The 19,477-nt window shown below is 55.1% G+C and carries 19 protein-coding genes; 7 read left to right on the top strand and 12 right to left on the bottom strand.

Going from position 1 to position 19,477, the window contains the following annotated elements; all coding sequences use genetic code 11:
- Positions 1–337 precede the first annotated feature (337 nt).
- The gene (locus JYG33_RS09460; RefSeq protein ID WP_207875668.1) at positions 338–547 is read left to right on the top strand and encodes a hypothetical protein; all 210 of its coding nucleotides are present in this window, start codon (positions 338–340) and stop codon (positions 545–547) included.
- 26 nt (positions 548–573) lie between these two features.
- On the opposite strand, the gene pyrF is transcribed toward JYG33_RS09460, so the two are convergent.
- From pyrF to JYG33_RS09440, 4 genes are all read right to left on the bottom strand, one after another.
- Positions 574–1,395, bottom strand: a complete 822-nt coding sequence (gene pyrF / locus JYG33_RS09455; protein WP_207875667.1) for an orotidine-5'-phosphate decarboxylase — start codon at positions 1,393–1,395, stop codon at positions 574–576.
- A gap of 5 nt (positions 1,396–1,400) precedes the next feature.
- Entirely contained in the window at positions 1,401–1,784 is a 384-nt protein-coding gene (locus JYG33_RS09450) for a diacylglycerol kinase (RefSeq protein WP_207875666.1), read from the bottom strand.
- Between the two features lie 154 nt (positions 1,785–1,938).
- A complete protein-coding gene (gene groL / locus JYG33_RS09445; RefSeq protein ID WP_207875665.1) occupies positions 1,939–3,585 on the bottom strand; it encodes a chaperonin GroEL in 1,647 nt (548 codons plus the stop codon).
- A gap of 33 nt (positions 3,586–3,618) precedes the next feature.
- Positions 3,619–3,906, bottom strand: coding sequence for a co-chaperone GroES (locus JYG33_RS09440; protein ID WP_009454802.1), 288 nt, complete (start codon positions 3,904–3,906; stop codon positions 3,619–3,621).
- A 496-nt stretch (positions 3,907–4,402) separates the two neighbouring features.
- Here JYG33_RS09440 and JYG33_RS09435 point away from each other — a divergent pair, with 496 nt between their 5' ends.
- On the top strand, positions 4,403–5,416 hold the full coding sequence (locus JYG33_RS09435) for a hypothetical protein (protein ID WP_207875664.1): 1,014 nt from the start codon (positions 4,403–4,405) through the stop codon (positions 5,414–5,416).
- 655 nt (positions 5,417–6,071) lie between these two features.
- On the opposite strand, the gene JYG33_RS09425 is transcribed toward JYG33_RS09435, so the two are convergent.
- Positions 6,072–6,605: a DUF1697 domain-containing protein gene (locus JYG33_RS09425; RefSeq protein WP_207875662.1), complete on the bottom strand. Its 534-nt coding sequence runs from the start codon at positions 6,603–6,605 to the stop codon at positions 6,072–6,074.
- Between the two features lie 92 nt (positions 6,606–6,697).
- Here JYG33_RS09425 and JYG33_RS09420 point away from each other — a divergent pair, with 92 nt between their 5' ends.
- The gene (locus tag JYG33_RS09420; RefSeq protein WP_207875661.1) at positions 6,698–7,036 is read left to right on the top strand and encodes a hypothetical protein; all 339 of its coding nucleotides are present in this window, start codon (positions 6,698–6,700) and stop codon (positions 7,034–7,036) included.
- Here JYG33_RS09420 and iaaH read toward each other — a convergent pair.
- The 3 genes from iaaH to JYG33_RS09405 all read right to left on the bottom strand — a co-directional run bounded on the left by iaaH (position 7,033) and on the right by JYG33_RS09405 (position 11,316).
- Positions 7,033–8,460 (bottom strand): indoleacetamide hydrolase, encoded by a 1,428-nt coding sequence (gene iaaH, locus JYG33_RS09415; protein ID WP_207875660.1) that lies wholly within the window; start codon positions 8,458–8,460, stop codon positions 7,033–7,035. The two genes, JYG33_RS09420 and iaaH, sit on opposite strands and share 4 nt — an antisense overlap.
- A 119-nt stretch (positions 8,461–8,579) precedes the next feature.
- Positions 8,580–9,725, bottom strand: coding sequence for a GGDEF domain-containing protein (locus JYG33_RS09410; protein WP_207875659.1), 1,146 nt, complete (start codon positions 9,723–9,725; stop codon positions 8,580–8,582).
- Between the two features lie 889 nt (positions 9,726–10,614).
- On the bottom strand, positions 10,615–11,316 hold the full coding sequence (locus JYG33_RS09405) for a pirin family protein (RefSeq protein WP_207875658.1): 702 nt from the start codon (positions 11,314–11,316) through the stop codon (positions 10,615–10,617).
- A 97-nt stretch (positions 11,317–11,413) separates the two neighbouring features.
- Here JYG33_RS09405 and JYG33_RS09400 point away from each other — a divergent pair, with 97 nt between their 5' ends.
- The 4 genes from JYG33_RS09400 (at position 11,414) to JYG33_RS09385 (ending at position 15,285) form a co-directional block, all read left to right on the top strand.
- Positions 11,414–12,331, top strand: a complete 918-nt coding sequence (locus JYG33_RS09400) for a LysR substrate-binding domain-containing protein (protein ID WP_207875657.1) — start codon at positions 11,414–11,416, stop codon at positions 12,329–12,331.
- A gap of 61 nt (positions 12,332–12,392) precedes the next feature.
- Positions 12,393–12,860: a nuclear transport factor 2 family protein gene (locus JYG33_RS09395; RefSeq protein ID WP_207875656.1), complete on the top strand. Its 468-nt coding sequence runs from the start codon at positions 12,393–12,395 to the stop codon at positions 12,858–12,860.
- Between the two features lie 245 nt (positions 12,861–13,105).
- Complete coding sequence (locus tag JYG33_RS09390; RefSeq protein ID WP_207875655.1) at positions 13,106–14,101, top strand: phosphate acetyltransferase; 996 nt, start codon at positions 13,106–13,108, stop codon at positions 14,099–14,101.
- The gene (locus JYG33_RS09385; RefSeq protein ID WP_207875654.1) at positions 14,098–15,285 is read left to right on the top strand and encodes an acetate/propionate family kinase; all 1,188 of its coding nucleotides are present in this window, start codon (positions 14,098–14,100) and stop codon (positions 15,283–15,285) included. The genes JYG33_RS09390 and JYG33_RS09385 overlap by 4 nt, the downstream gene beginning before the upstream one ends.
- Positions 15,286–15,301: 16 nt before the next feature.
- Here JYG33_RS09385 and JYG33_RS09380 read toward each other — a convergent pair whose 3' ends face one another.
- From JYG33_RS09380 to JYG33_RS09365, 4 genes are all read right to left on the bottom strand, one after another.
- Positions 15,302–16,603: a GTP-binding protein gene (locus tag JYG33_RS09380; RefSeq protein WP_207875653.1), complete on the bottom strand. Its 1,302-nt coding sequence runs from the start codon at positions 16,601–16,603 to the stop codon at positions 15,302–15,304.
- Positions 16,603–17,514, bottom strand: coding sequence for a sulfate adenylyltransferase subunit CysD (gene cysD, locus JYG33_RS09375; protein ID WP_207875652.1), 912 nt, complete (start codon positions 17,512–17,514; stop codon positions 16,603–16,605). Before cysD ends, JYG33_RS09380 begins: the two co-directional genes overlap by 1 nt.
- A gap of 9 nt (positions 17,515–17,523) precedes the next feature.
- Complete coding sequence (locus tag JYG33_RS09370; protein ID WP_207875651.1) at positions 17,524–18,261, bottom strand: phosphoadenylyl-sulfate reductase; 738 nt, start codon at positions 18,259–18,261, stop codon at positions 17,524–17,526.
- Between the two features lie 186 nt (positions 18,262–18,447).
- Entirely contained in the window at positions 18,448–19,338 is an 891-nt protein-coding gene (locus tag JYG33_RS09365) for a DMT family transporter (protein WP_207875650.1), read from the bottom strand.
- Between the last annotated feature and the right edge of the window lie 139 nt (positions 19,339–19,477).

The raw sequence follows: 19,477 nt of genomic DNA, 5'->3' as shown, positions 1-19,477 counted from the left end.
GATTAAAAGCCAAAGCCAAAGCCAAAGCCAAAGCCAAAGCCAAAGCCAAAGCCAAACTCAAACCAGAATTTGAGCCAGTGCCAGAGTCGAAACGTAGGCCTGGTTTAGTTTTTGAGCTTGTGGCAGGAGCAGTGTCGGATCGACACTGCTCCTACTGCCTGAAATGCAGGTCAGACCATGGCCTGGGGTTCGTGGCTCAGCAGGGGTAAGTTGCTTCTTGCGCTTAAGGTTCAGGCTGAGCCTGAGCCGGACTTATCGGTCATCGCTTAATAAATAAAAAGCCCCGCTCATTTGGGATTGAATCCAAGTGAGCGGGGCTTTCTTGTATCTATACTAATTGCTGTCGCTGTCGCTGTCGCTGTCGCTGTCGCTGTCGCTGTCGCTGTCGCTGTCGCTGTCGCTGTCGCTGTCGCTGTCGCTGTCGCTGTCGCTGTCGCTGTCGCTGTCGCTGTCGCTGTCGCTGTCGCTGTCGCTGTCGCTGTCGCTGTCGCTGTCGCTGTCGCTATTCCTGCAGTTACAGGCTGGCGTCGTTTCCCGTTCTGCTTAGCAGGCCGGGAAGTTCGTCATTCAGCCTTATTTGTTCCGTGCATCATTAATGGCATTGCGTGTAGCAATCGCCGCGGCTTGAGCAGCATCACGCCAATCATGCCCACGGCTGGCGTACAGAATAGCGCGCGACGAGTTGATCATCATGCCATTGCCTTGCGAGTCCATACCGGCTGCAACAGTCGCCACCACATCGCCACCTTGTGCGCCAATGCCGGGCACCAATAAAGGCATGTCACCAATACGGGCACGCACTTTGCCGATTTCCTCTGGGAAGGTTGCACCCACAACCAGGGCGCATTGGCCGTTCTTGTTCCATTTCTCCGCGACCAGGCTGGCCACGTGCAGGTACAGCGGCGTGCCGTCAGCCATTTCCATGAATTGCAGGTCCGAGCCACCAGGGTTGGAGGTGCGGCACAGCACAATCACGCCTTTATCCGTATATTCCAGGTAAGGCTCTACCGAGTCGAAGCCCATGTAGGGGCTGACGGTGACGGCGTCTGCGCGATAGCGCTCAAAGGCTTCGCGTGCGTATTGCTCGGCCGTCGAACCCACGTCCCCGCGCTTGGCGTCCAGCACGATGGGCAGGTGAGGGTAGCGGCTGCGGATGTAGTCGCACAGATCCTGCAACTGATCCTCGGCACCCTGAGCGGCAAAGTAAGCAATCTGTGGCTTGATGCCACAGGTGTAGTCGGCCGTGACGTCCACGATCGCTTTGCAGAACTCATAAATCGCGCCGGGTTTGTCGGCCAGCTCCAAAGGCAGGCGGGCAGGGTCTGGGTCCAGACCCACCATCAACATGGATTGGTTGTCCGTCCAGGCACGGTTCAGTTTTTCTATGAATGTCATGGGAATCAGGAAAGTAAACGGCTATACAAAAAGCTGAGCCAGACGGCACCAGCAAAAATAAGGGACATCAGCACGGCTGCACTGGCCAGATCCTTGGCGCGCCCGATCAAGGGGTGATGCTCCAGGGTAATGGTGTCAGCCAGGGCTTCCAGGGCGGAGTTCAACAGCTCCACCACCAGCACAAAGACCAGCGTGGCCAGCAAGACCAGAATCTCCAGCGGGCTTTGGCCCAGCCAGAAGGCCAGTGGCGTCAGAATCACGGCCAGCGCCAGTTCCTGGCGAAAGGCGGCTTCATGACGCAGGGCGGCAGCCAAGCCTTGCCCCGAGTAGCGCAAGGCATTGAACAAGCGGCCCAGGCCGCCTTTGCTTTTGAATGGAGAGTCTGACATGAAGAGGGTTGCAGATTGAAGTGCCCTGATTATAGGGGTTTGCTCGGGCGAAAAAAAACCGGATGGAGAATTCCATCCGGTTTTTGTACTAAAAGCGTGGCGATCAGGGCAGAAGTGATCAATTCCTGCCCGAATCGGGGTGCTGACAAGTGGCTTAGAAGCCGCCCATACCACCCATGCCGCCCATACCGCCCATGTCAGGCATGGCTGGAGCAGGTTTGTCGTCCACGATTTCCGACACGGCCACTTCGGTTGTCAGCAACAGGCTGGCGATCGAAGCTGCGTTTTGCAGAGCAGTGCGGGTTACTTTGGTTGGGTCCAGAACACCTTGCTCAACCAGGTCACCGTACTCGCCGGTAGCTGCGTTGTAGCCGTAAGTGCCGGTGCCGCTGGCCACTTGGTTCACAACCACGCTGGCTTCTTCACCGGCGTTGGAAACGATAGTGCGCAAAGGAGCTTCGATAGCACGCAGGATCAGTTTGATACCAGCGTCTTGGTCGGTGTTGTCGCCAGCCAGTTGGGCAACAGCAGCGCGGGCACGAATCAGTGCAACGCCACCGCCAGGAACAATACCTTCTTCGACGGCTGCGCGAGTAGCGTGCAGGGCGTCTTCAACGCGGGCTTTCTTCTCTTTCATTTCGACTTCGGTGGCAGCGCCAACGCGAATCACAGCAACACCGCCAGCCAGCTTGGCCACGCGCTCTTGCAGTTTTTCACGGTCGTAGTCGGAAGTGGACTCTTCGATCTGAACGCGGATTTGTTTCACGCGAGCTTCGATGTCGGTGCCGTTACCAGCGCCGTCGATGATCGTGGTGTTTTCTTTGGCCACTTCAATACGCTTGGCCTGACCCAGATCGTCCAGAGTCGCTTTTTCCAGAGACATACCGGTTTCTTCGGAGATCACGGTACCGCCAGTCAGGATAGCGATGTCTTCCAGCATGGCTTTACGACGGTCGCCAAAGCCAGGAGCCTTAACAGCGGTGGTCTTCAGGATGCCGCGGATGTTGTTCACAACCAGAGTAGCCAGGGCTTCGCCTTCCACGTCTTCAGCAACGATCAGCAAAGGACGGCTGGTCTTGGCAACTTGCTCCAATACGGGCAGCAGATCACGGATGTTGGAGATTTTCTTGTCGAAAATCAGCACAAACGGATCTTCCAGAACAGCAACTTGCTTCTCGGAGTTGTTGATGAAGTAAGGGGACAGGTAGCCGCGGTCAAACTGCATACCTTCAACCACGTCCAGTTCGTTTTCCAGCGATTTGCCGTCTTCAACGGTGATCACGCCTTCTTTGCCGACTTTGTCCATGGCATTGGCGATGATCTCACCAATGGAGTGGTCGCTGTTGGCCGAGATGGAACCGACTTGAGCGATTTCTTTGCTGGTGGTGCAAGGACGGGACAGCTTGCGCAGTTCGTCAACAACCACAACAACAGCCTTGTCGATACCGCGCTTCAGGTCCATTGGGTTGATGCCAGCGGCAACAAACTTCAGGCCTTCTTCAACGATGGCTTGAGCCAGCACAGTAGCGGTAGTCGTACCGTCACCGGCGTTGTCGGAAGTCTTGGAAGCAACTTCTTTAACCAGTTGAGCACCGATGTTTTCGAACTTGTCTTTCAGTTCGATTTCTTTAGCAACGGACACACCGTCTTTAGTAACGGTAGGAGCGCCGAAAGAGCGGTCCAGAACCACGTTACGGCCTTTAGGGCCCATGGTGGTCTTGACAGCGTTAGCCAGAATGTTGACGCCGCGGACGATGCGGGTACGTGCTTCGTCGCCGAAATACACTTGTTTTGCAGTCATGGTTTGAATCCTATTGAATTTTGTTGGCGGTACTTATTCGATCACGGCGAAGATTTCTTCTTCGCGGATCACCAGCAGCTCTTCACCGTCGATCTTGACGGCTTGGCCGGAGTACTTGCCAAACAGAACTTTGTCGCCGACCTTCAGATCCAGCGCCAGAACCTTGCCGTCCTCGGTTTTCTTACCGGGGCCAACGGCCAGGATTTCGCCTTGATCGGGCTTTTCAGTCGCGCTCTCGGGGATAACGATACCGGAAGCGGTGGTGCGTTCGTTGTCCAGACGCTTGACGATCACACGATCGTTCAAAGGACGCAGTGCCATGGAGAAACTCCTGTTTAATATGACTTTAGTTGTGAGTCCGATTGGGGGGCGAGGCGTTTTAGCACTCAACCCCTTCGAGTGCTAATTATAGGGACGACTTTGCTAATTTCAAGAGCACCAGGGGTCAGGTGTTACATATTTGTCCTGGGGCGTGGGATTGTGGGGGGGAGGGGGCGCTGAGGTTTGAGCTTTCGCTACTCAGTTCTGAACTTTGAATGGCAGTCCAACTGGGTATCAGCGGAGGATATGGAACCAGAGGAGGACTGGTAGAAAGTTCTGAAAACGCCTTGTTTGGCTGGCTTTATGGATGTCGGAGTCCATTTATGGAGCAAACACCAAACAGTTGGCTGCTTTCGGTCAGGAGCGGACATAAGGTAGATACGACACAGCTGGCGACAAAGCCCCCCGTTTCTGTTTGCCAGCTTTGTAAATTCATACGTGCTCACTTTCCCATTCGTGTGGAACACAGGACAATGACTACTAACGGAGGGCAGCCATGATTGCCAAGAAATATGAGCCGCCAAAGGTTTCAATGCCAGCACGTGATGGTGCGGGAAAATTCGAGTTCAAGGAAGGTACAGGCCCAATAACCCAGATGGTGAGCTACGGAACCTTTATGGAAATCTATAAGGTCGACGCTACCGCCCAGCTTCGCAGCCCTGAAGATGTAGATCCAGAGCGGATAAATCCTAATGCTCCCTGGGTCTGCACTGTTGATATGAAGGCGGGGTCTGGCAACGAGATCGTGTCGCGCTTGTGCATTCAAAGCAGCGAGTTACTCAAGGCTGTAAGTTTGCCTGCTGGAGTAGGCAAGGAGGTCCTGCTTCGGCATATGCATAAGATCAAGGAAGAGCTATTGCAGTGTCAACAGATCAGCCAACGAGTGAGCAGCCAGGTAAGGGAAATCATTGCAAAGGTTGAACGCAATGATCTTCAAAGAGATAACTACGGCCGCGGATTTAATCCTTTTCCCCAAGTTAAGGATTTGCAGCACGAAGCCAATAATTTCCTCATCATTGCCAACAAGGTGATTCGAGCAATATGCGGAATTCCCCGTCTGTACGTGCCGGTTAAGGAAAGCTCAAACTTCGATTACCTCGTGCGGACTTTGGTAACTGTAGTGGATGCTGACAGCAGCCTGTTGAAGTTTGTGACTGACCAGGTAGACAGCATTCGTCGCATTGTCAACTTGAGAAACTATGCAGAGCACGCTCGCGATGAAAAGCAAACAGAGATCACTAACTTCAAAGTGCAAGCGGACGGCCGAATTCGCGTGCCTGTATGGGGAATGGTGAAAGGCGAAGCTATAAATATTCACGACGAGATGGAAGAGATCACCTTGTTCCTACGAACTATTGCGGAAGGAATGTTCATCCTATCGCTGCAGCAGTTCAGGCTGCAGGACTTGCCCATGATGCTTGTGGCTGTAGAAAAGTCGAACCCTCAATGCCCGCTGTTTTATGAGTTTATGCCAGATATGTCGAAATTTAAGTTCGGGGAATCCGGGTGAGGATGAAATAATTGTCTGCTTAGGGTTGAAAGCAGCCGCACCGTTTAGGCAGCTTCCCGATGCTCGCCTCAATATATGGATCAGTAAACACGATTTAAAATTAAGCGATGAACAATAAGCAAGCTCAAAGCTCAGTGACGTTCGACAGGAGCCTATCCGGTATACAGAGCAGTTCGTATAGGAGAATGCACGATCCAGTGCCTCCCACTACATCTTGGACAAAGCAAAAACATCGTGCGGAACATCTACCTTCTTCTTGCCGTCCTCGGCGCGGCATTACCTCTGTCGCAGTTTGTGCCGTGGCTCTCCGCCTATGGGCTGAATCTACCGCTCTTGCTACAGCAAGCCACCTCCAGCCCTATCTCCGCTTTTGCCTGGGCAGATGTTTTAGTTTCGGGTATTGCAGTTGCCGTGTTTATTCTTGTTGAGGGGAACCGGATTGCGATGCGACGTCTGTGGTTGCCCCTTTTGTGCCTGGCGGTGGGCCCATCATTGGCCTTCCCGTTTTTTCTGTTTCTGCGGGAAGGATATCTGGCCGCATCCAGGGGTGTTCGGGCCTGACCTCTCTACTGAGAACATTGCGCTGGTTTGCTTGATGCTGCTCCTTTAGGGAGTAGCGAATGCTCAGTTATTGTGGTGCTCTGTAAACCACTACCTAATTCCCCGTACTCAAGGCAATCAGCTTGCTCATCGTGTTGAAGTTGCGTGTGGTGGCAATGACCTTGAGCTTTTTCTCGATGAAATTATTGTTGGCTTTCAGGTCTCTATACCGGGTCGCGCACACGATATAGGCGATGTCATCAATGACGCGTACCTGATCGGGTTCGTGCTCCAGGGCATGGAAGGCATGGAGCAAGGCGCTGTCTGCCGGTGAACGCAGCAAGGTGAAATAAAGTTGGCTGGGGGGCTGGTCCTTGAAGGGATTGTTGGCCATGACTTGCATGAAATAAGCCGGTGTCCGGGCAATCACCTGAATATCCCCACCCAGGTTTTCCTTGATGGCGTGATGAACCAGTTGCTCCAGTTCCGGCTGTTCAAGCTCCGTGAACACAATGGCATTGCCGCTTTGAATATAGGTTCTGACGTCCCGCAAACCAGCCGCTTCCAGAGCCGCCCGCAGCGGTGCCATCAGCACTTTGTTTTTGCCGGTAGGCATGACGCCGCGTAATAAAAGAATCTGTGTGTTCATTGGTCTTTTTTTATATCGGAACCATGTTTGTTCAAGGGATGTGTTCTTAACAGAGAGCGTGCTTGCTTGCAGGTAGGTGGGGGAGGGGGGCAATGAATGAACTGTGGGCAGGTTGGGCCAGGCTGCAGGGGAGAGAGTGGGTAGAGAGGCCAGAATTGCTATTTATAGCCAGCAGCAAGTGGTGGTATCTGTATAGAAACACAGTATTTAGTTTAGCGTTTCAAGATCGCTGCTTTCAACTGAAATATGTATGGCTTGGCTTGTATCCGGTTGGCTGTGGTTTAGGCAAGGAAAGGGGGCTAGTCCTTTCGATGGATACTAGTCGAAAAGAAAACAGGCCAGACTTCCTGACGAAGCTGGCCTGTTTTCTTAAGCTGAAGGTGCCTTTATTGGGGCATTTACTCAGCCTTGGAGCGCTGAGGACGGATTAAGCTACGGTAGGACGTTTGCTCAAATCCGGTGCTGGCGTTGCTGGCAACAAAGGATCAATTGCGCGGCACAGAGCCAGCAACTGATCATCCGCACCGATACCGGCTTCAATCAGCATCCCTACCGGCAAACCACCCGACAAGCCGATAGGCAGGGAGATACCCGGTGCACCCAGGTTAGAGCCCACATCAGTACGCGAGATATAGGTGTTGAACGTAGGTACTGCCTTGCCGTTCATCATGGTGGTTTCATCATCGCCAATCGGGCAGGCAGTCAGTGGGCTGGTCGGGAAGATCAAGCCACCTACATTGGACTGGCGCAGCAGGTCTGCATAGGCTTGCTGCATCAGGGGGCGGTCTACATTCAGCGCTTCTTCGTAGGCTTCCTGGCTGATGGTGTAGTCGCCCGTAATGGCATCGAAAATCTCTTTTACGTCCGTGCTGTGAATACCGGCAATCAGCTCGTCCAGACCAATGCCGTACTTGTTTTCGGCCAGATACAAAGGCAGGTTCTGCAAGGTCTCGTACAGCACAATCGGCATGCCAACACGGGCATTGATTTTCAGAACCGGGGACAGATCTACATCGACCAGCGTGACACCGGCTTTTTGCAAATCATCCAGAAATGCCAGAGTGACGTCGGCTACACCGGCATCCATCTCTTTCCAGAAACTGTCACGGGGTACGCCCAGACGCAGTTCTTTCAAGGATGGAGTGGCGATAACAGACGGGGCTTTCTGGCAGAGCAAGCTGTCCAGCAGACTGATGTCAGCCAGACTGCGAGTCATGGGGCCAGCCGTATCGCGGGTAGGGGACAAAGGCACAATGCCTTGGCCCGAATAACGGCCCACGGTAGGACGGAAACCGTACAGGCCGCAAAGCGCTGCAGGCAGACGCACAGAAGCGCCCGTATCCGTACCCAAACCGGCCGGGAATTGACGAGCCGCCACCACCGTCGCGGTGCCGCCGGAAGAGCCACCGGGGATGCGGTTCGGGTCATACGGGTTGCGGCTGGGGCCGGTGGTGGCGTTATTGGTCGTAATGCCAAAAGCCAGTTCGTGCATCACGGACTTGGCGGGTAGCACAGCACCGGCTTTACGCAATTGTGCGACCACATCCGCATCTTTCAGCGGCATGCGGCCTTGCAGGGCGCCGGTGCTGGATGTGGTGGGCATGTCTGTGGTGTTCAGATTGTCTTTCATCACCAAAGGCACGCCGTCCAGCGCCAAGGCCTCGCCACGGGCGCGGCGTGCGTCGGACTGATCTGCCTGCTGATAAAACAGCTCCGAATTCAAATGAGCCAGACCGCCTAAATGGGCCATTTCTTGTGATTGTTTGAGCAGCTCGTCGGCAATCTCGCGGGCGCTGAACTGGCTTTTTTCCAGACCTGCCAGCAGATCGCTGGCGCTAAGTTCGGTAAGTGACATGAGGTCTCCTGGGAGGCGTGAACGCCCCCGGCTTTGCTGTGATAATCCGATCAATCAGCCTCTAACAGGGCTGTCTTGAAAAAGAGACTGTAAGGGTATCAGCAAGCAGGAGGAATAACTCAGGAAGCCTTCCAAACGACCTTGTTGCGGCCAGCATGTTTGGCTTCATACAAAAGCTGGTCGGCCTGTTCAATGGCCAGGTTGATGTCGCCATTGCTGCTGAGCTGAACCACTCCGAAACTGGCCGTCAGCGTATGGGCTGTGGCGGGGATATGCAGATTCATCACACTGCTGCGCAAACGCTCGGCAACCAGCACGGCGGTATGCAGGCTGGCACTGCGTATCAGCAAGACAAACTCCTCGCCCCCGAAGCGGGCCGCCAAATCATCCTGCCTCACCGTGCGAGCCAGCAAAGCCCCGAACTCCTTCAAGGCCCGGTCGCCCGCAGCATGGCCCCAGGTGTCATTGACCATCTTGAAATGGTCCAAGTCGCAAGTCATGACCGCCCAGCCACTATGACCATATAGTTCCAGGCGCTTTTTAACCTGCTCGAAAAACGCACGACGATTCAACAAACGAGTCAAAGGGTCCCGGCTGCGCTCATGATCCAGCGTCTGCACAATCGACATGGCCGTACTGGTCAAAATAGCCAGCGCGACCCAAATGCTGATGAACATATTGGTCGCTAACATCACGAGCCAAAAGCCGGAGCGGGTCAGCTCCGGCTGCAGCTCGCGAGGGATCAGCGTGGCCAGCGCAAACACACGAACAAAAGCATAGAGCAGAGCCGTCAGATAAGAGGCCCGCAACAGTGTTGCCAAAGGAATCGTGCGCGCCCTGCTGGACAAGATTGACTTGACGGGCAGGGCGACCAATAAGGCCAAGCCCCAGTTCAGAATCTGCAAACGTAGCCAGAGATCATCATCAATCTGGGAAAAATAAAAAAGCAGCCCCAGTGTGCTGAACATGATCGCCCAAGCCAGCCTGGGATGAGCACGCCCGCCAAAACGCAACGCGACCCCATGAGACAAAGCCCAGACACCAAACAAATACATGGCCGACAAAGGCAGAGTCCAGCGCGCCAATAGCCCATTGGGCATCAGACTATGAATCCCCATAGGAATAGCCGTGGAGATATACCCCGAAGCAATCCAGAGCAAATAACGGTGATCGCGTAGACGGCTCCAGCAGTAAATCATTGCGATGCCCAGCAATGCCGCGCAGGCAGGGACGATCAGAACAAAATACTGGTTGGGAGAGGACACGGTGAGTTCGCGTGCATTAAGAAGAGTTGAAAATTGGCGTTACAACAATTGTAACGATATTGTTGCAGCACAGACGCTTGTTGATTGAGAACAAACAGTTTAATCAGAGAAAAGGAGAGATTTCGATCTGCTTTATGAGCCAGTTTCCGTAAAGGGAAAGCTCTACAGAATAGGAAAGGGGAGAAAAAGAGGGAATTGTTTACTTTACCTAAACAAAAAATCAGGCCTGCTTTTCAAATCAAGACCAAAAACAGACAAGCGAGGTTGTCCACTCCCAGCATCGTTTTTCATGACAAGAAAATAAGCCACACAAAATACCCCTGAATCCATCATCAATTAGCCCATAAAGCGCCATCTAAGTTACGTTTCGGCCTTACTTTGCTTCACGATGCGAGCCGCTTGGAACCCAGTCAGAGGTGTCAGGGCGATTCAGAGTACTTGCCGCGGTCTGTTCTGGAATCCGGGATGCAAGCCCTGTGCTGTTTGAGCGGGGCGCTTGTACTTGGTCCGGGGGGCCAAGTACCCCGTGAGTTCACAGGGCGCCCGGATTCCAGAACAGACAAGGGCACCGGTGCGCAGCACCGGCAAGTGCTCAGCCCGGACACCTCTGACTGGGTTCCAAGTGGCGTCTTTCTGACAAGGCCGAGTACCGAACAAGTGACCTTGCGTCAGCAACCTGCCCGGCCCCTTTAAATGTCCTGTCAGTTTGTTCAATTATTGAGCCGACATCTGACATCTAAAATATGACATCTAAAAAACAATCATCTTCTCTTACCTGCGTTTAGTTCTTGAAAAACAGAACAACAAAAGAACAGAACATCAGAACCAAAAAAAGAAGAAGGGGGAGCCCAAATCGCTCCCCCCCATCCTCAACACAGCCCATCAGCAATTACTGCGCCGTCTCAACCAGCACCAGCTCAGCATCCTCCAGCGCCTGAATTTCCAGCGTAGTCTCATTGCGAACCGCCGCCCCATCGCGGGCATTCAACTCCAGACCATTCACCGAAACCCGCCCGGTAGCAGGGACCAGATAAGCCAGATGATCCGCAGGCAAAGACAAAACCGTGCTCTGCCCTTTCTTCAACGTCGCCCCCAGCACACGAGCCTGGGCACGAATAGGCAAAGCCTCCGTGTCGCCCTCAAAACCACTGGCCAAAGCTACAAACTGCCCCGAACGCTCATCCTTGGGAAAAGGCTTGGCTCCCCAGGCAGGTGGTAAACCACGCTGTTCAGGCTGAATCCAGATCTGGAAAATCCGAGTCGTGACAGTCTCCAGGTTGTACTCCGCATGGCGAATACCCGTGCCAGCACTCATGACCTGCACATCGCCTGCTTCCGTACGACCCTTATTACCCAAACTATCCTGATGGCTGATCGCCCCTTCACGCACATACGTAATGATCTCCATATCGGCATGATCATGAGGCGGGAAGCCGGTATTGGGCGCAATCGTGTCGTCATTCCAGACACGCAGGGGACCCCATTCCATACGATCAGGATCGTAGTAATTCGCAAAAGAAAAATGATGCTTGGCGTCCAGCCAGCCGTGGTTGGCGCCGCCCAGCTCATTAAAAGGCCGATGTTCAATCATGATGCGCTCCTTAATATTGGATACTAAAAAGAATTCTAAGCGCCTTGTCGATTGAATAAAATAGAATCAATCGCATAGTATTCATTCCAAAATATTCATGAAAACACTTCCAGACCTACAAGCCTGGGCCATCTTCGCCACCGTGGCAGAAACCGGCTCCTTTGCCCAAGCGGCTGACGTGCTGGGGCTTTCCCAGCCCACCGTTTCCAAGGCCATTGCACGCCTGGAGAAACAACTGCAAGTGTCCTTGTTTCACCGCACCTCCCGACGCCTGTCCCTGACAGAAACCGGGCAGGCTAGCCTGGAGCAGGCCCAGGCCGTTCTTGCTGCCGGGCAAAGCGCCGAAGCCCTGGCCCGTGATCAACGAGAGAGCCTGCAAGGGCGCATCAAAATAGCGGCCCCCATGTCCTTTGGTCTGGAACACCTGGCGCCCTTGTTGCCTGCTTTCATGGAAAAGCACCCGGCGGTGTTGCTGGACCTGCACTTTAACGATGCCCAAGTAAACATCGTCGAACAGGGCTTTGACATGGCCTTGCGCATTTCCTCCATGGATGACTCCAGCCTCCTGGTACGCCGTTTATGCAATCTGCGCTTGCGGCTGGTAGCCGCTCCGGCTTACCTGACGAAATATGGCCGACCCAGCCACCCCAGCGATCTGGCCCAACACATCAGCCTGCGTTACGCCTACGAACGAAGAGGCAGCGTCTGGCGCTTCCAGCAGGGGAAAGAGCATTACTCCCAAACCGTGCCCTGCACCCTGCAAGTCAATAACGCTCAGGCTTTGATCCCGCCTTTGCTCCAAGGTTTGGGGCTGACCGTACTACCTCAGTTTTTGTTGGGCGATATGGTGGAGCAAGGCTTGCTGGAGGTCGTTCTGCCTCAATGGGATTTGCCCGGTCTGACCCTGCATTTGCTGACCCCGCCCGGTCGTTCCCGCTCGGCACGGGTGCAAGCCTTTATCGACTTTCTGGTGACGGAGTTTGAGCAAGCAGCATGGGCCGATTCAGGCCAGTAAGAGTCTGTTTACGTTTTACCGCTAGACTGTCTGGTCTACTCTTGTTTTCTAGGAGATCACTATGGATAAACGTCCTCCCTTGCCACCCTTCGAGCAGGAGAGTGCTCGCCAGAAAGTGCGTGCTGCAGAGGATGCCTGGAACAGTCGTGACCCAGTCAAGGTTTCACAGGCCTATACCGTGGATACTCGCTGGCGTAATCGCAGCGAATTTCCGCAGGGGCGCGATCAGGTCCAATCTTTTTTAGAACGCAAATGGCAAAAAGAGCGTGAATATCGTTTGATTAAAGAACTCTGGGCCTGGCAAGAAAACAGGATTGCGGTGCGCTTTGCCTACGAATGGCAAGATGAATACGGCCAATGGTGGCGTAGTTATGGAAATGAGAACTGGGAATTTGATGAGCATGGCTATATGGCCGTGCGCCATGCCAGCATTAATGATGTGGCCATTTCAGAGTCGGAGCGCAAGTTCCACTGGCCTTTGGGGCGGCGTCCTGACGAGCATCCCAGCCTGAGTGACCTGGGCCTTTAGCCACAGAGTAAAGGGCGTACAACTTGGCTTTTATTTAAATAAGCCGCCATAAAATAAAAAATCCGGTTCGCAATGTGCGAAACCGGATTTTTTTAAATCTTTACTTTTTATGCTTCATTCATAGCCGTCTTAAAAGAGTTATAGGCAAAATATTGAAGTTTCTCTGTTCGCCATCAAAGACAGGCGCTCAGATAAATGCTTAAGTAGTGGGTTAGCCTTCGTTCATCTCCAAGGAGTCATCTACCATGAATCACCCTGCTGGCTTGGATACGGCCCCCGCGGCTGCTGATCGTACTGGGCCTTCCAGTCATTATTCCCGATTGATCGAGCAAGCTCGTAAAGAGCACAGTCGGATTTGTGTGGTGGCTCACCCTTGCGATGACGTGTCTTTGGGGGCAGCTTTGCAGGCGCGTGCCCTAGGCCTGTTCGAGATTGTGTTGGTGGGGCCCCAGGCCCGCTTGCATTCTGTGGCAGCAGAGCATGGTTTCAGCCTGGAAGGCGTCACCCTGATTGATACGCCGCATAGCCACGCCTCGGCAGAAAGAGCCGTGGAAGAAGTGCTGGCCGGGCGCGCCCAGTTATTGATGAAAGGTAGCCTGCACACTGACGAGCTGATCCAGGCCGTGCTGTGCACCCAGGGCAAAGGCTTGCGTACGGGCCGTCGCTTAAGTCATGTCTTCATCATGGATGTGCCCAGTTACCCAAAGCCTCTGTTTGTGACGGACGGCGCGATCAATATTTTCCCGGACCTCAGCACCAAAGCGGACATTGTGCAAAACGCCATTGATTTGCACCTCGGCCTGGGCTTGGGCAAACCTCTGGTGGCGATCCTGTCTGCCGTCGAGCAGGTCACAGAAAAAATCCCGTCCACGCTGGAAGCGGCAGCGCTGTGCAAAATGGCAGATCGTGGCCAGATTACCGGCGGCGTGCTCGATGGCCCCTTGGCGCTGGATAACGCCATCAGCCCGGAAGCGGCGCGTATTAAAGGCATTGTGTCGCCCGTCGCGGGCAAGGCGCAGATTCTGGTTGCTCCCGATCTGGAAGCGGGCAATATGCTGGCTAAGAATCTGACCTTTCTGTCTGGAGCCCAGGCAGCCGGTATTGTGATGGGCGCGCGTGTACCTATCATTCTGACCAGCCGCGCCGACAGTGCGCAGACCCGCATGGCTTCGTGCGCCGTTGCCAGCATCTACGCCGGTCATCTGGAACGTAAAGTTGCTGTGGAGGCCCAGCACTCATGAGCGAGCAGATTCTGGTCATTAACGCAGGCAGCTCCAGCCTGAAGTTTCATATGTATAAAGTCCAGCCGGGCGATCGGCTGGATTTCGAGTTTGGCGGTCAGGTGTCGGGTATTGGCAGTTCTCAGCCAGCCTTCAAGGTGAAAGACGCCCAAGGTCAATCCATGGTCAAGCAGGATCTGGATGGCGAACAGGCCAAAGACTTGCATACGGCCCAGGCTTTAGTGGCGCGCTGGTTGCTGGAGCATGTGGATGGGCGGCCTATTGCGGTGGGTCACCGCATTGTGCACGGGGGCGCTCGTTATGACAGCAGTGTGCGTCTGACACCCGAGGTCTTGGAATATCTGGATAGCCTGTCGCCCCTGGCACCTTTGCATCAACAAAATAACCTGGCGCCTGTGCGAGTTATCTTCGAGCACTATCCGGAAATTTTCCAGGTAGCGTGTCTGGATACCGCGTTCCACCAAGGCCATGCTCCGCACTTGCAGCACTTTGCCTTGCCGGGTCGTTTCTTTGAACAGGGCGTGCGCCGCTACGGTTTTCATGGCCTGTCTTACCATTATATTTCCCAGCATTTGCAGCGCGAGATCCCCGAACTGGCGGATGGGCGTGTCGTGGTGGCTCACTTGGGTTCCGGCGCGTCTGCCTGCGCCTTGAAAGAAGGGCGCAGTGTTCACACCACCATGGGCTTTACGGCTTTGGATGGCCTGCCTATGGGCACGCGTCCGGGCCGTCTGGATGCGGGCGTCGTCTTGTGGATGCTGGAGCAGGGTATGGAGCACGATGAAATTCAATCTGTGCTGTACACCCAGTCCGGTCTGAAAGGTCTGTCGGGCGATCAGGCGGATATGCGTGCTCTGGAGGCCTCGGATGACCCTCGCGCCAAGTTGGCGGTGGAGTACTTCTGCTATCACACTGCTGAAAATCTGGCGGGTTTGTGCGTAGCCTTGAAGGGCCTGGATACGCTGGTGTTCACGGCCGGTATTGGCGAGCACAGCCCCTCTATTCGTGCAGGCATTGCCCAGCATCTGGAGTGGTTGGGTGTGAAAATTGACCCAGCGCGTAATCAGGCTGGGGGCACCGTGATTTCCACGGATGATAGTCAGGTGCGTGTACTGGTCATACCAACAAACGAGGAACTGATCATTGCTGAACAGTCCCTCGCGTTGGTACGTGCCAAGCGCTAAGCCTGGGCGCTAGACCTCAGGCGGATTTTTGAACCAGACCGGCGGCGACGGTCTGGTTTGTGCTGGGGTCGATCAAGATAAAGGAACCGGTGCTGGAGTGATCCTGGTAATCATCCAGTACCAGCGGGTCCCGGCTGACCAGGCTGACGCGGCCAATATCATTCAAAGATAAGGTGCCAGCAGCCTCTTGCTCCTGCAAGCTGTGGACGTCCCGTAACGCATGCACCGCCTGAACTTTGGCTTGTGTCAGACGCGTCCCCTGTTTCAACCAGTAGAAGCGGGTGGTGTTCAAGGCCTGCTCGTCCAGCCAGCAGAGTTGCGCATCAAAGTTCTTGCTGGTGCTGACCTGATCGTGGGCCAGTGTCAGCAAATCCCCACGGGAAATATCCAGCTCTCGGTCCAGCACCAGGGTGACGGCATCGCCGTCGCTAACCTGAATCTGCTCTTCGCCTGCCCGGAACAGTTGTGTCACCACCGCCGTTTTCGCGCTGGGCCATACCTGAACACTATCGCCAACCTGTATGCGGCCACCACTTAACTGACCCGCATAGCCACGGAAGCCATCGGCGCGACTGCCGCCATGACGCGCCACCCACTGCACAAACAGTCGGGCAGGGCGTTGAATGTCTTCGCGCAAATCCAGAGATTCCAGCAAAGGCAAGAGTGGCAGGCCTGTGTACCAGGGCGTGTGGGGCGAAGCCTGCGTAATGTTCTCGCCTTTCAGGGCCGACAAGGGAATGATTTGAAAGTGTTCAATCCCCAGTTGCGCAGCCAGTTGGCGATAGGCTTCGTGAATGCGGTCGAATACGGCCTGATCCCAATCCACCAGATCCATCTTGTTCACGGCCACCACGATATGACGCAGGCCCAGCAGCTTGGCGACAGTACTGTGGCGCTTGGTCTGGGTCAGCAGTTGGCCGTCTTTGGCGCGGTGTGCATCAATCAGGATGATGGCGGCCTGGGCGGTGGACGCTCCCGTAATCATGTTACGGGTGTATTGCTCGTGCCCTGGAGTGTCGGCCACGATGAATTTGCGTTTTGGCGTGGCGAAGTAGCGATAGGCCACATCAATAGTAATGCCCTGTTCGCGCTCGGCTTCCAGACCATCGGTCAGCAAGGCCAGATCGGGTTCGGCGTCCTCGCCACGTTTGTATTTGGAGCGCTGGATGGCCGCGATCTGGTCGGCAAATACGCCCTGGCTATCCACCAGCAAACGTCCGATCAAGGTGGATTTTCCGTCGTCCACAGAGCCCGCGGTAATCAGGCGCAGTACACCCTGATCGGCGGCCTGGAGCCAGGCATCATTGACTGTGTTCATTAGAAATATCCTTGTTTCTTGCGGTGTTCCATGGAGGCTTCAGAGGTCTGGTCATCCATGCGGGTCGCGCCGCGCTCGGTAATGGTGGCCAAGGCGGTTTCAGCAATAATGTCCTGCACGGACGCAGCGGTAGAGAGCACCGGGCAGGTGCAGGAAATATCGCCTACGGTGCGGAATCGCACATCGCGCCACTCGGAGGTTTCGCCGTCCAGCAAGGGAGTCAGCGGGGTGATGGGCACGATCAGGCCCTGACGCTCCACGACCTCGCGTGAGTGTGTGTAGTAAATGGAAGGCAGATCAATGGCTTCGCGCTGGATGTATTGCCACACGTCCAGCTCGGTCCAGTTGGAAATGGGGAAAACGCGCAGGTTCTCGCCCTTGTGAATACGGGTATTGAACAGGTGCCACAGCTCGGGACGTTGTGCTTTAGGGTCCCACTGGCCGAACTCGTCGCGGAACGACACGATGCGTTCCTTGGCGCGGGCTTTTTCCTCATCGCGGCGGGCACCACCGAAACAGGCATCAAAGCCAAACTCGGCAATGGCTTCCAGCAAGGTGACGGCCTGGGCGCCGTTACGGCTGGCTGTTTCATGGCGCAGCACGACCGTGCCGCGAGCGATGGAATCTTCCACGCTGCGCACAATCAGCTCAGCATTCAGCTCGGTCGCACGACGATCCCGAAACTCAATGACTTCAGGGTAGTTATGGTCAGTGTCCACATGCATCAAAGGAAAGGGCAGGGGGCCGGGTGCAAAGGCTTTCTGAGCCAGTTGCAGCAGCACGGCGGAGTCCTTGCCGCCGGAGAACAGCAGCACGGGTTTTTCAGCTTCAGCCGCGATTTCGCGCAGAATAAAAATGGCCTCGGCTTCTAGCCAGTCCAGGTGAGTACGGTTGGAGAGAGGTTCGCCCATGAGTTTCCTTCAGGTGTTGACACTGCTATTCAGATTGCTGGCATGCAGGCCGCATTCCAGGCTGTCGCGCTGTTCCCACCACCAGCGCCCGGCGCGCACATCTTCACCGGGGCGAATGGCGCGCGTACAGGGCTCGCAGCCAATGGAGGGGTAGCCTTGATCGTGCAGCGCGTTGTAGGGGATGCTTAACCCACGGATTACGGCCCAGACATCGTCCTGGGTCCATTCGATCAGCGGGTTGAATTTTTCCAGACCAAAGACGCTGTCATATTCCTTGCTGGCCAGGTCCGTGCGGCTGGCGGTTTGCTCGCGTCGCTGGCCGGTAATCCAGGCCGAACGTCCTTGCAGGGCACGGCGCAGTGGCTCCACTTTGCGGATCGCGCAGCATTCTTTGCGTAACTCCACGCTTTCATAAAAAGCATGTGTGCCATGGGTTTGCACGTGTTCCTGAACCCGGTCCGGATCGGGGTGAAAGAACAGGATGGGGCGTTCGTAGTGCTGCTGAATGTCTTGGCCCAACTGCAAGGTTTCTTCGTGCAGGCGACCCGTATCCAGGGTGATGGTTTGCAAGTCGGGGGTATAGATGGACATGGCGTGAAACAGCACCATGTCTTCCGCGGCCAGAGAGCTGGCCAGCACGGCATCGGCGTGTTCGTGCGCGATTTGCTGCAGGTCGTCGCGCAGTTGTTTCCACAGCATCAAGGGCCGGGCGCTTAGAGCAAGCGCGGCAGGGGCTTGGGCGGGCATGATCAGATGTCCTTGCGGCAATACCAGCACCGGCCCTGCACGAATTGGAATCGCGTGGGCCGCGCTATTGCCTTACATGGTTCATGGGATGATGAGCCAGTGTGCTTGCGCGCGCCTACGCTGGGAACGAAGTATTAGTTAGGTGAATATGCCCTTGCTGTATTTAGCCGCCTTCTCATTGCATTTTCAGGCGCGTCGGCTGGCGGCAATAATGGCGATGATGACGATGCAGGACAGCCAGGTCAGCAGGTCGACTTGCTCGCTTAACCACACCGCCGAAATCAGTACCGTCAGGAAAGGTTGGGCCAGTTGTACCTGACCAATACGGGCCACCCCGCCCATCGCCATCGCTTTGTACCAGGGAAAGAAGCCCAGCAAGGATGAAAACAGGGCCAGGTAGAGCAAGGCCATGATGGATTGGGAGGAGGGCATTTCGCTGATGGGGAAGGCCAGCCACAAGGTGGCGGGAATGGTCAGCGGCAGGCTGGCTGCCAGACACCAGCAGATGGTACGCCAGCCGCCCAGGGTACGAGCGACACGGCCCCCTTCGGCATAGCCTACGCCAGACATGAAGACAGCCAGGGCCAGCCAGATATCCCCGGTTTGCAGGGCGCCTTCACCAATATAGAAAGCATAGAGCAGGACCAGTACAGCACCCAGCAGGCTCAACATCCAGAAGCGGCGGCTCAAGGGTTCGCCGCTGCGTGCCGAGGCCACAATGGCCGTCGCCAAGGGAATCAGGCCACTTAACACTGCCCCGTGCGAGGACGGCACGGTTTGCATGGCAATGGAAGAGAACACGGGCCAGCCCACGATCACACCGGTACAGGACAGAGCGATTCCCCGCCACTCCGACGCGGTAGGGCGACGGCTGCGTGTAGCCAGCAAAATGATGGCCGCAAAGACACCTGCGATGCTTGCTCGCGCCATTCCGATCAGCCAGGGATCAAAGCTTTGCACCGCCAGCCGTGTCATGGGCAGGGTGAAGGCAAAGACCATGACGCCGATAAAGGCGTAGAGATAGGTCAGCAAGGCAGGAGCAGAAGAGGGAATGGGAAGGCTGGTGCTGCGGCTCATGAAAATCACCACGGATGAAAAATAGGTTGTTGACACCTTTGAGCTTAAAATAAATAAGCGATACAGTTGCAATACAGTTAATCAATCAGTGGGTCAGGCTGTACTGGTCAAACTTCCGCTACAGTCGGTTTTCTACGTA

Source organism: Alcaligenes sp. SORT26 (assembly GCF_017377875.1).
Classification (GTDB): domain Bacteria; phylum Pseudomonadota; class Gammaproteobacteria; order Burkholderiales; family Burkholderiaceae_B; genus Alcaligenes; species Alcaligenes parafaecalis.
Note: the sequence above shows the minus strand (reverse complement) of the source record. Positions and strands in the feature narration are given on the sequence as shown.